Annotated in this window: 16 protein-coding genes; 9 read left to right on the top strand and 7 right to left on the bottom strand. The window is 61.5% G+C overall.

The genetic code is table 11. From position 1 onward, the window contains the following. Positions 1-65: 65 nt before the first annotated feature. The 6 genes from ASE80_RS20925 to ASE80_RS20900 form a co-directional block, all read right to left on the bottom strand. A complete protein-coding gene (locus ASE80_RS20925) occupies positions 66-443 on the bottom strand; it encodes a gamma-butyrobetaine hydroxylase-like domain-containing protein (protein ID WP_056860623.1) in 378 nt (125 codons plus the stop codon). Positions 444-591: 148 nt separating this feature from the next. Continuing rightward, positions 592-1929 (bottom strand): ATP-dependent protease ATPase subunit HslU, encoded by a 1338-nt coding sequence (gene hslU, locus ASE80_RS20920; RefSeq protein ID WP_017138578.1) that lies wholly within the window; start codon positions 1927-1929, stop codon positions 592-594. A 36-nt stretch (positions 1930-1965) separates the two neighbouring features. Then, on the bottom strand, positions 1966-2496 hold the full coding sequence (gene hslV / locus ASE80_RS20915; RefSeq protein WP_010563201.1) for an ATP-dependent protease subunit HslV: 531 nt from the start codon (positions 2494-2496) through the stop codon (positions 1966-1968). Between the two features lie 258 nt (positions 2497-2754). Then, complete coding sequence (locus ASE80_RS20910; RefSeq protein WP_056860622.1) at positions 2755-3456, bottom strand: SPOR domain-containing protein; 702 nt, start codon at positions 3454-3456, stop codon at positions 2755-2757. A gap of 1 nt (position 3457) precedes the next feature. After that, complete coding sequence (gene argS / locus ASE80_RS20905; RefSeq protein ID WP_056860621.1) at positions 3458-5194, bottom strand: arginine--tRNA ligase; 1737 nt, start codon at positions 5192-5194, stop codon at positions 3458-3460. A gap of 204 nt (positions 5195-5398) precedes the next feature. Then, positions 5399-7618: a primosomal protein N' gene (locus ASE80_RS20900; RefSeq protein WP_056860620.1), complete on the bottom strand. Its 2220-nt coding sequence runs from the start codon at positions 7616-7618 to the stop codon at positions 5399-5401. 228 nt (positions 7619-7846) lie between these two features. Here ASE80_RS20900 and rpmE point away from each other — a divergent pair, with 228 nt between their 5' ends. Together rpmE and ASE80_RS20890 are read left to right on the top strand one after the other, a co-directional pair. Next, positions 7847-8074, top strand: coding sequence for a 50S ribosomal protein L31 (gene rpmE, locus ASE80_RS20895; RefSeq protein WP_017138574.1), 228 nt, complete (start codon positions 7847-7849; stop codon positions 8072-8074). Between the two features lie 287 nt (positions 8075-8361). Further along, positions 8362-9630, top strand: coding sequence for a malic enzyme-like NAD(P)-binding protein (locus ASE80_RS20890; protein ID WP_056860619.1), 1269 nt, complete (start codon positions 8362-8364; stop codon positions 9628-9630). A gap of 212 nt (positions 9631-9842) precedes the next feature. Here ASE80_RS20890 and ASE80_RS20885 read toward each other — a convergent pair whose 3' ends face one another. Beyond that, the gene (locus ASE80_RS20885; protein WP_371920498.1) at positions 9843-12305 is read right to left on the bottom strand and encodes a penicillin-binding protein 1A; all 2463 of its coding nucleotides are present in this window, start codon (positions 12303-12305) and stop codon (positions 9843-9845) included. Between the two features lie 219 nt (positions 12306-12524). Between ASE80_RS20885 and pilM the strand changes: the two genes are divergently transcribed. The 7 genes from pilM to ASE80_RS20850 all read left to right on the top strand — a co-directional run bounded on the left by pilM (position 12525) and on the right by ASE80_RS20850 (position 19451). Beyond that, positions 12525-13181 (top strand): type IV pilus biogenesis protein PilM, encoded by a 657-nt coding sequence (gene pilM / locus ASE80_RS20880; protein ID WP_056860617.1) that lies wholly within the window; start codon positions 12525-12527, stop codon positions 13179-13181. Then, the gene (locus tag ASE80_RS20875; protein WP_056860616.1) at positions 13178-13729 is read left to right on the top strand and encodes a PilN domain-containing protein; all 552 of its coding nucleotides are present in this window, start codon (positions 13178-13180) and stop codon (positions 13727-13729) included. Before pilM ends, ASE80_RS20875 begins: the two co-directional genes overlap by 4 nt. Beyond that, positions 13726-14727: a pilus assembly protein PilP gene (locus tag ASE80_RS20870; protein ID WP_056860615.1), complete on the top strand. Its 1002-nt coding sequence runs from the start codon at positions 13726-13728 to the stop codon at positions 14725-14727. Before ASE80_RS20875 ends, ASE80_RS20870 begins: the two co-directional genes overlap by 4 nt. A 69-nt stretch (positions 14728-14796) precedes the next feature. Continuing rightward, on the top strand, positions 14797-16125 hold the full coding sequence (locus ASE80_RS20865; RefSeq protein WP_056860614.1) for a type IV pilus secretin PilQ: 1329 nt from the start codon (positions 14797-14799) through the stop codon (positions 16123-16125). A 4-nt stretch (positions 16126-16129) separates the two neighbouring features. Continuing rightward, positions 16130-16648 carry a shikimate kinase AroK gene (gene aroK, locus ASE80_RS20860; RefSeq protein WP_017138567.1) on the top strand — a complete coding sequence of 173 codons (519 nt, stop codon included), beginning with the start codon at positions 16130-16132 and terminating at the stop codon, positions 16646-16648. Positions 16649-16771: 123 nt separating this feature from the next. Beyond that, positions 16772-17872 carry a 3-dehydroquinate synthase gene (gene aroB / locus ASE80_RS20855; RefSeq protein WP_056860613.1) on the top strand — a complete coding sequence of 367 codons (1101 nt, stop codon included), beginning with the start codon at positions 16772-16774 and terminating at the stop codon, positions 17870-17872. A 10-nt stretch (positions 17873-17882) separates the two neighbouring features. Next, entirely contained in the window at positions 17883-19451 is a 1569-nt protein-coding gene (locus tag ASE80_RS20850) for an SPOR domain-containing protein (protein WP_056860612.1), read from the top strand. The last annotated feature ends 98 nt before the right edge of the window (positions 19452-19549 follow it).

The raw sequence follows: 19549 nt of genomic DNA, 5'->3' as shown, positions 1-19549 counted from the left end.
CCACGCGACAGGGCATTCAAGCAGATGAAATTAGAAAATGCCCTCTAAAGCGCAAGACGCTTGAGTTAGAGCATCAGCCGCACGACCGACTCACTCGGGTCGCGGGTTTTGCCGGCGGCTTTGAGTTCGGCGAGGTAGTCGGCCCACAGGTCTTCCTGGCGCACGGCCAATTGGTAGAGGTAGTCCCAGGTGAACAGTCCGCTGTCATGGCCGTCGTCGAAGGTCAATTTCAGTGCGTACTGGCCAGCGGGTTCTATCTTGGTCAGCCGCACGTTGAGCTTGCCGAATTGCAGGATGGGTTTGCCGTGGCCCTGGACCTCGGCGGAAGGCGAGTGGGTGCGTAGCAGCTCGGCGGGGAGCTGGTAGACCTCGTCCGGCCCGTAGGTGAGGCCGAGGGTGTTGGAGGTTTTGTGCAAATTTACAGCAGTAGGGAATGTCGACATTGGCGATGATCCTGAAGGAACCGGCTTCAAAATGTGGGAGCGGGCTTGCTCGCGAATGCGGTGTGTCAGTCAGCACATCTGATACTGATACACCGCATTCGCGAGCAAGCCCGCTCCCACAGTAAAGCAAAGCGGTCCTGAGTGAGGCTTACAGGATATAACGAGACAGGTCTTCGTTCTGCGCCAATTCGCCCAGGTGGCTATTAACGTACTCAGCATCAATCTTGATCGCTTCGCCATTCTGCGAACCGGCCATGTCGCCGGCACTGAAGGACACTTCCTCCAGCAAACGCTCAAGCAGCGTATGCAGGCGACGGGCACCGATGTTTTCGGTCTTCTCGTTGACCTGCCAGGCAATCTCCGCCAGGCGCTTGATGCCGTCCGGCTGGAATTCGATGCCCAAACCTTCGGTTTTCAGCAATTCGCGGTATTGCTCGGTGAGCGAAGCATGCGGCTCGCTGAGGATGCGCTCGAAGTCGCCGGGGGTCAGCGCCTTGAGTTCCACGCGAATCGGCAGACGGCCTTGCAGCTCCGGCACCAGATCGCTTGGCTTGCTCAGATGAAACGCGCCGGAGGCGATAAACAGGATGTGGTCGGTTTTGACCATGCCCAGCTTGGTGTTCACCGTGCAGCCTTCGATCAGCGGCAGCAGGTCGCGCTGTACGCCTTCGCGGGACACATCGACGCCGCCGGAGTTACCACGCTTGGCCACCTTGTCGATCTCGTCGATAAACACGATGCCGTGCTGCTCGACCGCTTCCAGGGCCTTGGCCTTGAGTTCTTCCTCATTCACCAGGCGCCCGGCTTCTTCGTCGCGCACCAGTTTCAGCGCGTCCTTTACCTTGAGCTTGCGGCTTTTCTTCTTGCCCTTGCCCATGTTGGCGAACAGGTTCTGCAACTGGCTGGTCATTTCTTCCATGCCAGGCGGTGCGGAGATGTCGACGCCGGACACTTCGGCCACTTCGATCTCGATTTCCTTGTCATCCAGCTGGCCTTCACGCAGGCGCTTGCGGAACAGCTGGCGGGTGTTGGAATCCGAGCTTGGCGCGGCGTCTTCGTTGAAACCCATGCGTGCCGGTGGCAGCAGGGCATCGAGAATGCGTTCTTCGGCGGCGTCTTCAGCGCGGTGGCTGACCTTGGTGACTTCCTGTTCGCGCAGCATTTTCAGGGCGGCATCGGCCAGGTCACGGATGATCGACTCAACGTCACGGCCTACGTAGCCCACTTCGGTGAACTTGGTGGCTTCGACCTTGATGAACGGAGCATTGGCCAGCTTGGCCAGGCGCCGGGCGATTTCGGTTTTACCCACGCCTGTCGGCCCGATCATCAGGATGTTCTTGGGTGTTACTTCAACGCGCAGTTCTTCGGGCAGTTGCATCCGGCGCCAGCGGTTACGCAGCGCAATGGCAACGGCGCGCTTGGCATCGTCCTGGCCGATGATATGGCGATTAAGTTCATGGACGATTTCGCGGGGAGTCATGGACATAGTGTTTGGCGGCCTCAAGCGGAATAAGCCTACGGCTTACTCGGCGAGGTCCTGCTCCTCAATGGTGAAGTTGTGGTTGGTGAACACGCAGATATCGCCGGCGATACCCAGGGCGGTCTCGACGATTTCGCGGGCCGACAGGTCGGTTTTCTTCAACAGGGCGCTGGCTGCCGCCTGGGCGTAGCCGCCGCCGGAACCCATGGCGATCAGGCCGTGCTCGGGTTCAACCACATCGCCGTTACCGGTGATGATCAAGGACGCGTCTTTGTTGGCGACCGCCAACATGGCTTCCAGACGGCTGAGGGAGCGGTCGGTGCGCCATTCTTTGGCGAGTTCGACAGCGGCGCGAACGAGGTGGCCCTGGTGTTTTTCCAGCTGGCCTTCGAAGCGTTCGAAGAGGGTGAAGGCGTCGGCAGTGGCGCCGGCGAAACCGGCGAGAACCTGGCCGTGGTACAGGCGACGCACTTTCTTGGCGTTGCCTTTCATCACGGTGTTGCCCAGGGAAACCTGGCCGTCGCCGCCCATGACGACTTTGCCGTGGCGACGTACTGAAACGATGGTGGTCAAGGGGAGAGTCTCCACGCAGCGGGGCGAAAATGCCCTGATGGATTCTCATATGGGGGTGGCGGGGGGGATTTCAACCGTAGGACGTGTGTGCGGACGAGTGGTGTTTGCTGGTCTGACACCTTCCAGAAAGCACCGTAAAACCAAGTGTGGGAGCTGGCTTGCCGGCGATAGCGGTGTGTCAGCCACTGAAAATATGGACTGTTACATCGCTATCGCAGGCAAGCCAGCTCCCACATTTTGATCAGCGTTGAGCCGGAATCAACGGCTCTGGCGTTGTTGTAACAACAGATTGCTAAAGCCAGCACCCGCCAGTTGCTTCTGCGCCACAGTCAGCTGTTCACGGTTACTGAACGGCCCCACCAACACGCGATACCAGGTCGCATCCTTCACCGTGCCGGACTCTACCGTCACCGACTGGCCCAACAGAATGATCTGCGCACGCACACGATCCGCATCCGCCTGTTTCGGGAACGAGCCCGCTTGCAGGAAGAACTTGGTCACCGGCGCCGCTTTGGTGGTTGCCACCGGTGGCGGTGGCGGCGGAGTGATCCCGGCCAACGCCGCTTGAGCGCGTGCGGTGTCGATTTTCGCGGCTTCTGCGGGTGTAACCGGTGTGGTCGGCACTTGCGGTGTCGGCAGGGTTTTCTCGGGCACGGCGTCAGGCGGCACGATCACTTCCGATTCCGGCAACAGCGTGTAGAAGTCGTATTTCGGCTTCACGGGTGCGGTCGGGCTTGGCGCTGTTTTATTGGCTTCGGCCATTTTCGTGGCCTTCTGCTGTTCTTGCTTGACCCGTTTGACGTCATCGCCCTTGCCGGGCTCCAGTTTCATCAGGATCACCACAAACGCGCCGACCGCCAGGCCGATAGCCATCCACAGCCAGCCCGGAATTGGCTTTTTCGCCGGGGCCTGATAGCGGCTGGCGCCGCGCTTGGGTGCAGGTTTTTTCTTGGCAGCCAACTTACATACGCTCCAGGGTTTCCAGGCCTAACAGTTCCAGGCCTTGCTTGAGGGTCCGTCCAGCCAGTGCGGCGAGGCGCAGGCGACTTTGCTTTTGGGCTTCGTCGTCGGCCGTGAGGATCGGGCAGTTCTCGTAGAAGCTGGAGAACAGACCGGCAACTTCGTACAAATACGTGCAGAGGATATGCGGCGTGCCTTTTTCACCGACGCTGTTGAGCACTTCGCCGAACTGCGCCAGCTTGGCCGCCAGGTCCTGTTCATGCGGGGCATCCAGCACGATCCGGCCTTCAACCTCGCTGAAATCCTTGCCCAGTTTGCGGAACACACCGGCCACGCGGGTGTAGGCGTACAGCAGGTACGGCGCGGTGTTGCCTTCGAAGTTGAGCATCAGTTCGAAGTTGAAGCTGTAGTCGCTGGTGCGGTGCTTGGACAGGTCGGCGTACTTCACTGCGCCAATGCCCACTACGCGGGCGATGTTGCGCAGGTCGGCCTCGGCCAGCTCCGGGTTCTTTTCCTTCACCAGGTTGTAGGCACGCTCCTGGGCTTCGTTGAGCAGGTCGATCAGCTTCACGGTGCCGCCGTCGCGGGTCTTGAACGGGCGGCCATCGGCGCCGTTCATGGTGCCAAAACCCATGTGTTCCATGTGCATCGGGTGGGTGACGAAGCCTGCGCGGCGCGCCACTTCGAACACCTGCTGGAAGTGCAGGGCCTGGCGCTGGTCGACAAAGTACAGCGCGCGGTCGGCTTTGAGCACGCCGCTGCGGTAGCGCACGGCTGCCAGGTCAGTGGTGGCGTACAGGTAGCCGCCGTCGGCCTTGACGATGATCACCGGCAGCGGCTCGCCATCGGCGGTCTTGAATTCTTCGAGGAACACGCACTGCGCGCCGTTGCTCTCAACCAACAGGCCGGCAGCCTTGAGGTCGTTGACCACGTTGATCAGGTCGTCGTTGTAGGCGCTTTCGCCCATCACGTCGGCCATGGTCAGCTTCACGTTGAGCAGCTTGTAGATTTCCTGGCAGTGCGACAGCGAAATCTCACGGAAACGGCCCCACAGCGCCAGGCAATCTTCATCGCCGGCTTGCAGCTTGACCACCAGGCCACGGGCGCGGTCGGCGAACTCTTCGGATTCGTCGAAGCGCTTTTTGGCGGCGCGGTAGAAGTTTTCCAGGTCGGCCAGTTCGTTGCTGGTGATCGGGTTTTCCTGAAGGTAGGCCATCAGCATGCCGAACTGGGTGCCCCAGTCGCCCACGTGGTTCTGCCGGATCACGTCGTCACCCAGGAACTCGAGCACGCGCGCCACGCCGTCGCCAATGATGGTGGAGCGCAAGTGGCCCACGTGCATCTCTTTGGCCAGGTTGGGGGCCGACAGGTCAATCACCACGCGTTCCAGGGGGCCGGCCTTGCGCACGCCAATGTTGGCGTCCGCCAGTGCCGCGTCCAGGCGCGAAGCCAGGGCCTGGGTGTTCTGGAAGAAGTTGATAAAACCCGGGCCGGCGATTTCGGCCTTGGTCACACTCTCGTCGGTCGGCAGCGCGGCGATGATTTTCTCCGCCAGGTCACGCGGTTTCATGCCGGCAGGCTTGGACAGCATCATCGCAATGTTGCTGGCAAAATCCCCATGGGTCTTGTCGCGAGTGTTTTCCACCTGGATCGCCGGCGACAGGCCTTCAGGCAACACACCTTCGTTGACGAGTTGGGTGAGGGCTTGTTGGATCAGCTGGCGAATGGTGTCTTTCATGGTGTTCTCTTTCGACCGCAAGCGGCGGTGCGCGATGCGCAGGTGGAAAAACTCGGCATTATCCGTGGCGAGGGCGGGCTTGCCAACCGTTCAGACAGGTTGATGGACCTGCGGACCTCATCGCGGGCAAGCCCGCTCCCACATTTAAGGGGGTTCATATTTCAAAATGTGGGAGCTGGCTTGCCTGCGATTGCGATTTTGCAGTCAATACAGGTCTACCGGGTCCACATCCAGCGACCATCGCACTTGGCGGCCGCTGGGCATTTGCTCCAGGGCAAGCATCCAGCTACTTAATAGCCGATGCAGCGGTGCGCGTGACGTTGCCTGCAAGAGTAGCTGAGCGCGATACCGCCCGGCGCGACGCTCCATCGGTGCGGGCACCGGGCCGAGCAATTCGATGCCGGTCAGACCCAGTTCGCCGAGTAAGCGTTCGGCAGCGCTGCAGGCCTCGTCGAGAAAACTTTCGGCCTGCCCTGGCTTGTGCGCTTCGGCGCGCAATAGCGCCAGGTGTGCGAACGGCGGCAGGCCGGCGGAGCGGCGTTCGCTCAGGGCCTGTTCGGCGAAAGCGAAGTAGCCTTGTTCTGTCAGCTGAATCAGCAAAGGGTGGTCGGCCAGGTGCGTCTGGATAATCACCTTGCCCGGCTCTTCGGCTCGCCCGGCACGGCCTGCCACCTGCACGATCAACTGCGCCATGCGCTCGCTGGCGCGGAAGTCACCGGAAAACAAACCCCCGTCAGCGTCCAGGATCGACACCAGCGTGACCCGTGGGAAGTGGTGCCCTTTGGCGAGCATCTGCGTGCCGATCAGGATGCACGGCTGGCCTTTCTGAATGGTCGCGAACAGCTGGTTCATCGCGTCTTTGCGCGAAGTGCTGTCGCGGTCGACGCGCAGCACCGGGTAATCCGGAAACAGAATGCCCAGGCGCTCCTCGGCGCGCTCGGTGCCCGCACCCACGGGGCGCAAATCCACTTTGCCGCATTGTGGGCAGTGGCGCGGCACGCGCTCCACATGGCCGCAGTGGTGGCAGCGCAGCTCGCCGTGGCGCTGGTGTACGGTCATGCGCGCATCGCAGCGTTCGCACTCGGACATCCAGCCGCAGTCATGGCACAACAGCGTTGGCGCAAAGCCCCTACGGTTGAGAAACACCAGGACTTGCTGGCCGGCGGCGAGGGTTTGGCCGATGGCCTGTTGCATCGGCCCGGAAATGCCGCTGTCCAGCGGGCGACTTTTTACATCCAGGCGCAGGAAGCGTGGTTGCTTGGCGCCGCCTGCGCGCTCGTTGAGGCGCAGCAGGCCATAACGGCCGGTGTAGGCGTTGTGCAGGCTTTCCAGGGACGGTGTGGCCGAGCCCAGCACAATCGGGATGTCTTCCTGGCGCGCGCGTACCAGCGCCAGGTCGCGGGCGTGGTAACGCAGGCCTTCCTGCTGTTTATAGGAGCCGTCGTGCTCCTCGTCGATGATGATCAGGCCGGGGTTTTTCATCGGCGTGAACAATGCCGAGCGGGTGCCGATAATAATGTTGGCCTCGCCATCCCGCGCCGACAGCCAGGCCTCCAGGCGCTCGCGGTCGTTGACCGCCGAATGCACCAGCGCGATGCGGGCGTTGAAGCGCTGTTCGAAGCGCGCCAGGGTTTGCGGGCCGAGGTTGATCTCCGGGATCAACACCAGTGCCTGCTTGCCGGCTTGCAGGGTCTCGCGGATCAGCTGCAAATACACCTCGGTCTTGCCGCTGCCGGTGACGCCGGCCAGCAGGAAGGCGTGGAAACTGTCGAAACCGGCGCGAATGGCTTCATAGGCGGCGCGTTGCTCGGGGTTCAGCGGCAGTTCCGGCTGAGCCAGCCAATGGTCGTGGCGTGGGCCCGGCGCGTGCTTGCGGATTTCCACCTGCACCAAGCCCTTTGCCAGCAGCAGGTCGAGGCTGTCTTTGCTCAGCATCAGCTTGCTTAACAGTTGGTGGGCCACGCCGTGGGGGTGTTGGGCCAGGGTCGCGAGGGCTTCACGCTGGCGCGGGGCGCGGGCGATGCGCGGGTCATCCAGGCGTGCGCCGGGCACCATCGACCAGAAACGCTCCTGGCGTGCTTCAGCAAGTTCGCCCTGGCGCAGCAGCACCGGCAGCGCCCAGCTCAGGGTATCGCCGAGGCTGTGCTGGTAATACTGGGCGGTCCACAGGCATAGCTTGAACAGCGCGGGCGGCAGCGGTGGCGTGGCATCGAGGATGGCCAGGGCCGGCTTGAGCTTTTCGGCAGGGACTTCGCTGTGGTCGGCCACTTCGATCAGAATGCCGATCATCTCGCGACGGCCAAACGGCACGCGCACGCGCATGCCCGGCTGCAACTGCGCCCGCAACACGCCGGCCGGGGCACGGTAGTCGAACAGGCGGCGCAGGGGCGAGGGCAGGGCTAGGCGCAAAATGGCGTCGGGCACGCGGGGAGTCTCATATAAAGGCAGGCGGTGGCGCAGGGGCGGGAGCCTAGCAGACAGGGGCAGCCTTGGGTATGCCGAGGTTTTTCTGATGAAAGGGGCTTTTATGTGGGTAAACCACGGGAGGCGCCGCTTGCGCGTTTAAAAAGGTCTGGTAGAATCCGCGGCCTAATTACGTGCGGTATTCGACAATAGTGTCGAGTGGCGGCACGCTAGCCCGAGGAAGTCACCATGAAAGCCGATATCCATCCAGCGTACGAAACTATCGAAGTAACCTGCAGCTGCGGCAACAAGTTCGAAACACGTTCGAACCTGTGCAAGCCACTGGGTACTGACGTATGCAACGAGTGCCACCCGTTCTACACCGGTAAGCAGAAAACTCTGGACACCGGCGGCCGTGTACAGCGCTTCGCAGATCGCTTTGGTGCTTTCGGCAAGAAGCCTGCTGCTGCAGAGTAAGGCTCAAAAGCCCTCAGGGTTTTTGCAAGCTGTTGAAAAAGGCGCCCCTTGTGGGCGCCTTTTTTGTACCTGCGATTTGATTGTGCTGCACTCAAAGCAATTTTAATAAAAAATTGTAGACATTTTTTATCTCGATTGTGAACAGTTAAACCCTTGTATCCCGTGGCTCTTGGCCGAAAGTCTTAGTCCGCGGCCCTTGACGGGAGTGACTGACCAGTCTTGTGGGGACTTTCTCACACGCGTATCCTCGGCGGTCCGTCGACCAACAGTAAAAGCGGAATGCCGATATGTCTGATTTGAAAACTGCCGCTCTCGAATATCATGCCCATCCTCGTCCAGGAAAGCTGAGTGTAGAGCTCACCAAAGCCACTGCCACTGCCCGCGACCTGTCGCTGGCCTACAGCCCTGGCGTTGCCGAGCCCGTACGTGAAATCGCCCGCGACCCTGAACTGGCGTACAAGTACACCGGCAAAGGCAACCTGGTTGCAGTGATTTCCGATGGCACCGCGATTCTCGGCCTGGGCAACCTCGGCCCATTGGCGTCCAAGCCAGTCATGGAAGGTAAGGGCGTGCTGTTCAAGCGCTTTGCCGGCATTGACGTTTTCGACATCGAAGTCGACTCCGAAAGCCCACAAGCTTTCATCGACACCGTAAAGCGCATTTCCATCACCTTCGGTGGCATCAACCTGGAAGACATCAAGGCACCTGAGTGCTTCGAGATCGAAAAGGCCCTGATCGAACAGTGCGACATCCCGGTATTCCACGATGACCAGCACGGCACCGCAATCGTTACTGCGGCCGGCATGATCAACGCCCTGGAAATCGCCGGCAAAACCCTGGCTGACGCACAGATCGTCTGCCTGGGTGCTGGTGCTGCCGCCATCTCCTGCATGAAGTTGCTGGTGAGCATGGGCGCCAAGCTTGAAAACATCTTCATGGTCGACAGCAAGGGCGTTGTGCAGTCCGAGCGTACCGACCTGAACCAGTACAAGGCGATGTTTGCCCACGCTACCGACAAGCGTACCCTGGCTGACGCCCTCGACGGTGCCGACGTGTTCGTTGGCCTGTCCGGCCCGAACCTGCTGAGCGCCGAAGGCCTGAAGTCCATGGCGGCCAACCCGATCGTGTTCGCCTGCTCCAACCCGGACCCGGAGATCTCGCCTGAGCTGGCCCACGCCACTCGCAACGACGTGATCATGGCCACCGGCCGTTCGGACTACCCGAACCAGGTCAACAACGTGTTGGGCTTCCCGTTCATCTTCCGTGGTGCCCTGGACGTTCGCGCCAAGCGCATCAACGAAGAGATGAAAGTGGCTGCCGCCAACGCCCTGCGCGAACTGGCCAAGCTGCCAGTACCTCAGGACGTGTGCGATGCCTACGGTGGTGCCCCACTGGCATTCGGTCGTGAGTACATCATCCCGAAACCAATGGATAAGCGCCTGATCACCCTGATCTCGGATGCCGTGGCCAAAGCCGCCATCGAGACCGGTGTGGCCACCCTGCCGTATCCGAAGCACTACCCGCTGCAAAGCGTGGATGATGTGTTCAACGGCTAAGCCGTTGTAGCACACCAACAAAAAGCCCCGGCTCTTGCGAGTCGGGGCTTTTTTGTAGCTGGCTAAATGCGATCTTCCGGCGCCAGTTAAGCCCTGTGGGAGCCGGGCTTGCCCGCGATGGCGGTGTGTCAGGGGGTGAATCAGTGGCTGATCCACCGCCATCGCAGGCAAGCCAGCTCCCACAGTGGAGCTGGGTCAGGCCATTGATCTCATTAGAACAAATCGATCGGCGCCGCTTCATCCGCCGGCAGCGGGCTGCCCGGTGCAACGCCGTTGCCCAGCTCGTTGACCGATGGCGGCGTGTCTTCGCTCTTGAACAGCTCGAAGTACGCATTCGGCGTGCTTGGCGATGCTGCACGGCCGCTCACCGGGTCGATCCGCAGGCTGAGGATGCCTTCCGGCTCGGCCTGGGTATGCAGCGGCTTGTCCTTCAAGGCCGCGCCCATGTAGCTCATCCAGATCGGCAGTGCGACGGTGCCACCAAACTCACGGCGGCCCAGGCTTTCCGGTTGGTCGTAACCGGTCCACACGGTGGTCACGTAATCGGCGTTGTAGCCGGAGAACCAGGCGTCCTTGGATTCGTTGGTGGTACCGGTCTTGCCGGCGATATCTGCGCGGCCCAAGGCCAGGGCGCGGCGGCCGGTGCCTTTCTTGATCACGTCTTCCAGGATGCTGTTGAGGATGTAGGTGGTACGGCCATCCACCACGCGCTCGGCCACTGCGGGTGCCTGTGGTTCGGTGGGCACGGCAGCGTTGGCGGCCGGTGCTGCGCCCGGCGTCGGCTCAATGGTGATGCCGCCGTTGCTCGGTGCTGCAATGCCATCAGGTGCAGCCACGCCGTTGACCACGTCGCCCGGCACGCGTGGCGGGTTGGCGGTGAACAGCGTGTCGCCATTGCGGCTTTCGATCTTGTCGATCAGGTACGGCGTGATCTTGTAGCCGCCGTTGGCAAAGGTGCTCCAGCCGGTAGCGATTTCCATCGGCGTGAGGGTCGCGGTGCCCAGCGCCAGGGACAGGTTCGGTGGCAGATCCGACTTGGCGAAACCGAAGCGCGTCATGTAGTCGATGGTCTTGCCCACGCCCATCGCCTGCAGCAGGCGGATCGATACCAGGTTGCGCGACTTGTACAGCGCCTCGCGAATACGGATCGGGCCGAGGAAGGTGTTGGTGTCGTTCTTCGGGCGCCAGACCTTGTCCAGGTACTCGTCGACAAACACGATCGGTGCGTCGTTGACCAGGCTGGCGGCGGTGTAGCCGTTATCCAGTGCGGCGCTGTAGACGAACGGCTTGAAGCTCGAGCCCGGCTGGCGCTTGGCCTGGGTGGCGCGGTTGTAATTGCTCTGCTCGAAGGCAAAGCCGCCGACCAGCGCACGGATCGCACCGTTCTGCGGGTCCAGGGACACCAGTGCGCCTTGGGCCACAGGCACTTGGCTGAATTTAAGGCTGTCGTCTTTCTGGCGTTGCACGCGGATCAAGTCACCGACCTGCGCCACGTCCGACGGCTGCTTGGGCATCGGGCCCATGCTGTTGGTGTTCAGGAACGGGCGTGCCCACTTCATGCTGTCCCACGACACATGGCCTTCGCCGCTGCGGGTGAGCACTTGCACGCCATCCTTCTTCACCTGGGTGACGATGGCAGGCTCCAGGCCGCTGATCGGGCGCTGTTTGCCCAGCTCGGTGGTCCAGGCGCTCAGGGTCTTGCCCGGCAGGCGCGATTCGGGGCCACGGTAGCCATGGCGCTGGTCGTAGGTCACCAAACCGTCGCGTACTGAATTATTGGCGATTTCCTGCAGGTTGCTCGGAATGGTCGTGGTCACGCGAAAGCCTTCGGTGTAGGCCTCGCTGCCATAACGGCCGACCATCTCGGCTCGCGCCATTTCAGCGATATACGGCGCATTCACTTCCGGTGTCGGCACGTGGTAGCTGGCGTTCAGCGGCTCGGCCACGGCGCTCTCGTAGGCGGCCTGGTCGATTTTGCCCAGCTTGTACATACGCCCCAGGATCCAGTCGCGACGCTCCTTGCTGCGCGCCGGGTTGGCCAGCGGGTTGAAGCGCGACGGCGCCTTGGGCAGGCCGGCGATCATTGCCATCTGCGCCAGGCTGGCGTCACGAATCGACTTGCCGTAGTACACCTGCGAAGCCGCCTCGATCCCGTAGGCGCGGTTGCCCAGGTAGATCTTGTTGACGTACAGCTCAAGGATTTCGTCCTTGGTCAGCTGACGTTCGATCTGCAGTGCCAACAGAATTTCGGTGGCCTTGCGCGAAAAACTGCGCTCGCTGGTGAGGAAGAAGTTCTTCGCCACCTGCATGGTGATGGTGCTGCCGCCGGATTGAATGTGTCCGCTTTTTACCAACTGGGTCGCTGCGCGCACCAGGCTGCTTGGGTCGACGCCGTAGTGGTTGGCGAAATTATCGTCTTCAGCCGAGAGCAGGGCGTTGATGAAATTGGGTGGAATGTCGGCGAAACGGATCGGTGTGCGGCGCATTTCGCCGAACTCCGCGATCAGTTTTTCATCGCTGCTGTAGACCCGCAAAGGAATCTGCAACTGGATACTTCTGAGTGCCTCTACGGAAGGCAAACCCGGACTAAGGTAGAGGTAGGCCCCGCTGAGTACGAGCAGCAGCCCGCAGACGATCGCGACAATGGAGTACCCGAAAAACTTCAGCAGACGAATCAAGGCTTTTGGATTTCCAGAGAAAAGAATGAGTTACGCGTCGGGGCATGCATGGCAAACGATGGATCGACCCGAGCAGCAGGAAAAAGCGGGAAAAAACGCTGGGCATTAAAGCATTTTCGGCCTGGGGCGTCATTCGTGGCGGCCAAACAAGTCGACCGAATGCACGATTCCCAGCGGCAATCAGGCGGTATGACAGGCAAAGTTTTAGGGAGTTTTATGCGAAAGGGATTTTTCAGGCGCAAAGCCGACACCCTGCTGGGCGTCGACATCAATGACACCGGTATCAAGCTGATTGAACTGGACCACACCGCCGGCGCCTACAGCGTCAAGGCTTACGTCAAGCAGGGGCTGCCCTCCAATGCGGTCGTCGACGGCACGCTGTTGGACCTTGAAGCGGTGGCGCAGGCGCTGCAACAGGCATTGTCCCGGTTGCACACGTCCGCCCGGCTGGCGGCGGTGGCGGTATCGGGCCCGTCGGTCATCACGCGGGTGATCGACATGGAGGCGGGGCTCAGTGACGAGGAGATGGCGTGGATGATCCAGATGGAAGCCGACCAGTACATTCCTTACCCACTGGATGACGTCGCCATCGACTTTCAGGTGCGTGGCCCTTCGCCCCAGGACTCGGCGCGGGTCGAGGTGGTGCTGGCTGCGTGCCTGAAGGAGCAGGTCGAGGCCCGCGCAGCGGTTTTGGCCCTGGCCGGGCTGGTTGCGCGGGTGGTGGACGTCGAAGGGTTTGCATTGGAGCGCGCTTGCCGTCAGGATTTCGCCAGCTTCATGCCGGGCCATCGAGTCGATGGCGCACAATGGGCCGTGGATGCCCACGGGATGGGAATTGCTTGCGGGCTGGCCCTGAGGAGTTTCGCTGGATGACACGAATCAATCTTTTGCCTTGGCGCCAGGCGCAGGCAGAACGGCGGCGCAAGTACTTCCTGATATTTCTGCTGGGGTTCGCCGGTGTGGCACTCGCGGCGGTGTGGCTGGCGGACCAGGTCATCGATCAGGCGATCGACCGGCAAGTGACGCGCAATAGCCAGTTGAACAAAAACGTCGCCATCCAGGACTCGCGCCTCAAGACCTTCGATGACTTGCAGGAGCAGAGCCAGCAATTGGCCGCGCGAATGAAGGTCGTGCAGGACCTGCACGAATCCCGCTCGGCCGGCGCCCAGCTATTGGACCAACTCGCCCGTGCCGTGCCCGATGGGGTGCACCTGCATGAGGTGGTTGCCAAGGGCAATACGGTGAGTGTCAGTGGCAGTGCCGAGTCCAGCCAGGATATCGCTCAGCTGATGCGCCGCCTCGAAGCCTCTGAAGGTGCCCACGCAACCCGGCTGCAGCATGTGCGTGCCCAGGGCCAAGGTGGCGGCAACGAATTCCAGTTGATGGTGCGCCAAGGGGAATCCACCGAGGCTCAGCCTTGAGCCTGCCCAGGCTCGACTTTTCCACGCTTTCTCACAACGCTGCCAAATGGCCCCTACCGGCCAGGCTTCTGCTCGGCTGCGCGTTGGGGGGATTGGTGTGGGGAGTGGGCGATGGTTGGCTGCTGGCCCCGGCACGTGAACAGTTGCACGGGCTGCAAGCGCAGACGCTGACGTTGCAACAGCAACTGACGCAAAAGACCGGCCTGGCCGCCGATCTTGAGGCGCGCGCCCATCAGGCCCAAAGAGTCCAGGCGCAGGTTGCCGAGCTGTTACGGCAGCTGCCCGGCGAATCCGACATGCCGGGCTTGCTCGAAGACATGGCGCGGCTGGCGGCGGCCAACGGTTTGGTGGTCGAAGGTGTCACGGTGCTGGGTGAACAGGCGCAGCCGTTCTACATCGAGGAACCGGTACAAGTCGGTGTGTTTGGCGCCTACCACGACCTGGCGAGCTTCGTGAGTGCCTTGGGTGGTTTACCGCGGATTGTCACTGTGCATGATGTGGTGCTTCGGTCTGAAGGGGCGTTATTGCGCCTTGATTTGCTGGCCAAGACTTATCGTGGCATGGGCGCGCCCGGCCAGCCTGAACCGGTTGCCAAGCAGGGCTCGCGTTTTGTCTACGACGGTGCAACCCTGCGTGACCCGTTCCAGCCGCCTGCGGCGCAGGTCGACCACATGCCGGGCCAACCCGCTCTTGCGCCGGACCTGGCGCGCAAGCGCGGCACGCTGGAAGGCCTGGCCGTCGACCAGTTCGAAATGGTCGGCACGCTTTCAATCAATGCGGTGTCGGTCGAAGCACTGCCCCATGGCCTGCAGACCTTCGCCCTGCTGCGCACACCTTCTGGTGTGCACCGGCTGGCGGTCGGCGACTACCTGGGGCCTAACCATGGCCGGGTCACGGCCATACATTCCGGCCACATCGAACTGGTCGAACTGTTCCCGGACGAACAGGGCGCATGGCTTGCGCGTTCGCGAACCCTGGTTTTAAACGTCAACTCATAACGGAATCAAACAATGAAAAGGACTTTCTCGTCCTTCGGTGTGGCGCTATGGATAGCGTTCACGGCACCGATGGCATTTGCTGTGCCCAATCGCGTCGATCTGATCCAGCTGCCGCCTCCCGGCAGCGTGGTTCCCAGTGGCGCCTACAACGGCGACACGCTGACCCTCAACTTCCAGAACATCGATTTGCGCGCCGTGTTGCAGCAAATTGCGGATGTGGCTGGGCTTAATCTGGTGGCCAGTGATGAAGTGCAAGGCTCGATCACTTTGCGGCTCAAGGACGTGCCCTGGGACCAGGCACTGGATCTGGTGCTGCAAACCAAAGGCTTGGATAAGCGCGTGAAGGCCGGCGTTTTGCTGGTGGCGCCCGCCGAAGAGTTGGCGGCCCGCGAGCTGCTGGCGCTGGAGTCGCGCAAGCAGATGGAAGAGCTGGCACCCTTGCGGCGCGAGCTGTTGCAGGTCAATTACGCCAAGGCAGCGGACCTGGCCAAGCTGTTTCAGTCAGTGACCGGGGTCGACGGCTTTACCGATGAGCGCGGCTCGGTGGCAGTGGATGATCGCACCAACAACATCATCGCCTACCAGACCCGCGAGCGAATTGACGAGCTGCGGCGCATCGTGGCGCAGCTGGATGTGCCGGTACGCCAGGTCATGATCGAGGCGCGGATCGTCGAAGCCAATGTCGATTACGACAAAAGCCTGGGCGTGCGCTGGGGCGGGCGGCTCAATCGCGGCAACTGGGGCGCGGGCGGTATCAGCAAGCCGTTGGCCGAGGGTGCGGAGCCACCGGAGAATCCGCCCAGTTCGCCGTTTGTCGATATGGGCTCGCTTACCGGTACGGCTGGCCTGGGCATCGCTTTTATTACCGACAACCTGTTGCTGGACCTGGAGCTGACGGCCATGGAAAAAACCGGCAACGGCGAGATCGTCTCACAGCCCAAGGTGGTCACTTCCGACAAGGAAACCGCGCGCATCCTCAAGGGCACCGAGATCCCTTACCAGGAATCCAGCTCGCGTGGTGCCACCTCTGTGTCGTTCAAGGAGGCCTCGCTGTCGCTGGAGGTGACCCCGCAAATCACCCCGGATGGCTGGGTGATCATGGAGGTCAAGGTCACCAAGGATGAGCCTGACTACCTGAACAAGCTCAACGACGTACCGCCGATCAAGAAAAACGAGGTCAACGCCAAGGTGCGGGTCAAGGATGGCGAGACCATCGTCATTGGCGGGGTTTTCTCCAATACCCAAAGCAAAGTGGTAGATAAAGTGCCATTTTTGGGCGATGTGCCGTATCTTGGCCGCCTTTTCCGGCGCGATGTGCTGGCGGAGAAAAAATCCGAGCTGCTGGTATTCCTGACTCCGCGTATTATGAATAACCAGGCGATTGCTGTGAGTCGTTGATTCTGTGCGAAATTTGATTCTTGTAGGACCGATGGGGGCTGGAAAAAGCACCATCGGCCGTTTGCTGGCCAAAGAGCTGCGCCTGCCGTTCAAAGATTCCGACAAGGAAATTGAATTGCGCACGGGTGCCAATATCCCATGGATCTTCGATAAGGAAGGCGAGCTGGGCTTTCGCGACCGCGAGCAGGCGATGATTGCCGAGCTGTGCGGCTGCGATGGCGTGGTATTGGCCACCGGCGGCGGTGCAGTGATGCGCGATGAAAACCGCCGGGCGCTGCATGCCGGTGGTCGCGTGGTTTATTTGCATGCATCGGTCGAGCAGCAGGTGGGGCGTACCGCCCGCGATCGCAATCGCCCATTGCTGCGCACCGCAGACCCGGCAAAAACCTTGCGGGACTTGCTCACGCTGCGCGATCCGCTGTATCGGGAAATCGCCGATCTGGTGGTCGAAACCGATGAGCGGCCGCCTCGAATGGTGGTTCTCGACATTCTTGAGCGTTTGCAGCAGTTGCCACCCCGTTAAAGCCAGGCCCGAAATGCGCTATTCTCGGCGGCGCGCCATCATCCTCCGGGGTATGGCGCAGAGCCATCAGGCGACGAAATTCCGAGCGTTGCCGATCGTACATATTTCTTCACGCGGGGACACATGCAGACACTTAAGGTCGATCTAGGCGAGCGCAGCTACCCAATCCATATTGGCGAAGGTCTGTTGGACCTGCCCGAGTTGCTCGCACCGCACATTGCCGGTCGGCAAGTGGCGATCATCTCCAATGAAACGGTCGCGCCGCTGTATCTTGAGCGTCTGAGCCGCAGCCTTGCGGCCTACTCGGTGATTTCGGTGATCCTGCCTGACGGCGAGGCTCACAAGAACTGGGAAACCCTGCAACTGATCTTTGACGGCCTGCTGACTGCACGGCATGACCGGCGTACCACGGTGGTCGCCCTGGGCGGCGGCGTGATCGGCGACATGGCCGGCTTTGCCGCAGCGTGCTACCAGCGCGGCGTGGACTTTATCCAGGTGCCGACCACCTTGTTGTCCCAGGTCGATTCGTCGGTGGGCGGCAAGACCGGCATCAACCACCCGCTGGGCAAGAACATGGTGGGTGCGTTCTACCAACCACAAGCCGTGCTGATCGACACCGTGACCCTCAACACCTTGCCGCCGCGCGAGCTGTCGGCCGGTTTGGCGGAGGTCATCAAATACGGGCTGATTTGTGACGAGCCGTTCCTGACCTGGCTCGAAGAACACATGGACGCCCTGCGTGCCCTGGACCAGGTGGCACTGACCGAAGCGATTTCCCGCTCATGCGCCGCCAAGGCGCTGGTGGTGAATGCCGACGAACGGGAGTCCGGTGTGCGCGCCACCCTGAACCTGGGCCACACCTTCGGCCATGCGATCGAAACGCACATGGGCTATGGTGTGTGGTTGCACGGGGAAGCCGTGGCGGCTGGCACAGTAATGGCACTGGAAATGTCGCAGCGCCTGGGCTGGATCAGCGCCCAGGAGCGTGATCGCGGCATCCATCTGTTCCAGCGCGCCGGTTTGCCGGTTATTCCGCCGGAAGAGATGACCGAGGCGGATTTCCTCGAACATATGGCAATCGACAAGAAAGTGATCGACGGTCGCCTGCGACTGGTGCTGCTGCGCCACATGGGCGAAGCGGTAGTGACCGACGATTATCCGAAAGAGATTTTACAGGCCACGCTGGGAGCGGATTACCGCGCCCTGGCCCAGCTTAAAGGTTAATAAGATCCCGATGACTAGTTTGCATGCCGACGAGGCGTTCCTCGGCCACTACCAGTTAAGCCACGACCCTTTTGCTCCACGGGTGCCGGGCTTCAAATTCTTCCCTGCCCAGCGCAAGCCGGTGCTCGGTCAGTTGCACCACCTGGCGCGCTACAGCCAACTGTTGCTGGTAGTGACCGGCCCGCTGGGCAGCGGCAAGACCCTGCTGCGCCAGGCGCTGGTTGCCAGCACCAACAAGCAATCGGTACAGAGCGTGGTGGTGTCGGCCCGTGGTGCCGGTGATGCGGCCGGCGTACTGCGCCAAGTGGCCCAGGCGCTGAACGTTGCCAATGCCGAGCCGAACGCGATCCTCAAGCAGGTTGTGCAGTTGGGTCTCACCGGCCAGGAAGTCTACTTGCTGGTGGACGATGCCGAGCAGCTCGACGAATCAGCCCTGGAAGCGCTGCTGGCGCTGGCTGCCGGGACGCCGGAAGGTCGCCCGCATGTGTTCCTGTTTGGCGAGTCGTCGCTGATCGCTGATCTGGAGCAGATCAGTGGCGAGCAGGAGCTGTTCCACGTCATCGAACTGCAGCCTTACGAAGAGGAAGAAACCCGCGAATACCTGGCTCAACGCCTCGAAGGCGCCGGTGCCGGTATCGAACTTTTCACGGCAAATCAGATCTCTGATATTCACGAAAGCTCCGACGGCTGGCCTGGCACCATCAACCAGGTTGCCCGCGATGCCTTGATCGAAGCCATGATTGCCAGCCGCTCTGCGGTTAAGCGTCCAAAGATGGGGTTTACTATGCCTAAGAAGCACGTATTGGCGATTTCTGCCGTTGTCGTGGTCGCTGTCGCTGCTGCCTGGTTGATCCCGGGTCGCAGCAAGGCACCCGCCACTGCCGGCGCGCCAACCGAACAGGCGCAGTTGCCACTGGGCAAGCCCACGCCAAATGTCGAATTCGCCAACTCCGGCCAACCGACCAACCTGCCGATGGTCGGCCAGCCGGTCATGCGCGGCCCGCTCGCTGAAGCCGCCGGTGGTATCTCCGAAGGTGACGACGGTGTGCCGGTGGAAGGCTCCAGCGCCACTCCACCCACCGTGACCACCACCGCACCGCCTGCCGGCGTTCCGGCTGGCCCGGCAGCCGCTCCAGTTGCCAAGCCGACGCCTGCGCCGACCGTTGCTACCGCCAAGCCAACCCCGGTTGCCAAGCCTGTTGCGCCTGCGCCAGTAGCCAAGCCGGCACCGGCCGCCAAGCCTGCTGAAAAACCTGCCACTGTTGCCAAGGCCGCTGCGCCTGCCGCCGCCGGCAGCAGCTGGTACACCAGCCAGCCAACGGGTAATTTCGTCGTGCAGATCCTGGGCACCAGCTCCGAAGCCAACGCCCAGGCGTTCGTGAAAGAGCAGGGCGGCCAGTACCGTTATTTCAAGAAAGTGCTCAACGGTAAGCCTCTCTACGTGATCACCTACGGCAGCTTCCCAAGCCGTGCCGCAGCTGATTCTGCGATCAAGGCCTTGCCAGCGAAGGTCCAGGCTGGTAAACCTTGGCCTCGCACTGTCGGCAGCGTTCAACAAGAACTCGCAACAGCTCGCTGAAGACCCGGCGGCCTTACCCAGGCCGCTCTCTCAGCACCTCAAAAAAAACAACACAGCGTGCAGCCCTGAAGGCCGCGCGCTTTGTGGTGTCTGCGTCA

It is taken from the genome of Pseudomonas sp. Leaf15 (assembly GCF_001421425.1).
Lineage (GTDB): Bacteria > Pseudomonadota > Gammaproteobacteria > Pseudomonadales > Pseudomonadaceae > Aquipseudomonas > Aquipseudomonas salomonii.
The sequence above is the reverse complement of the archived record's forward strand: the minus strand, read 5'-3'. Positions and strand labels throughout refer to the sequence as shown.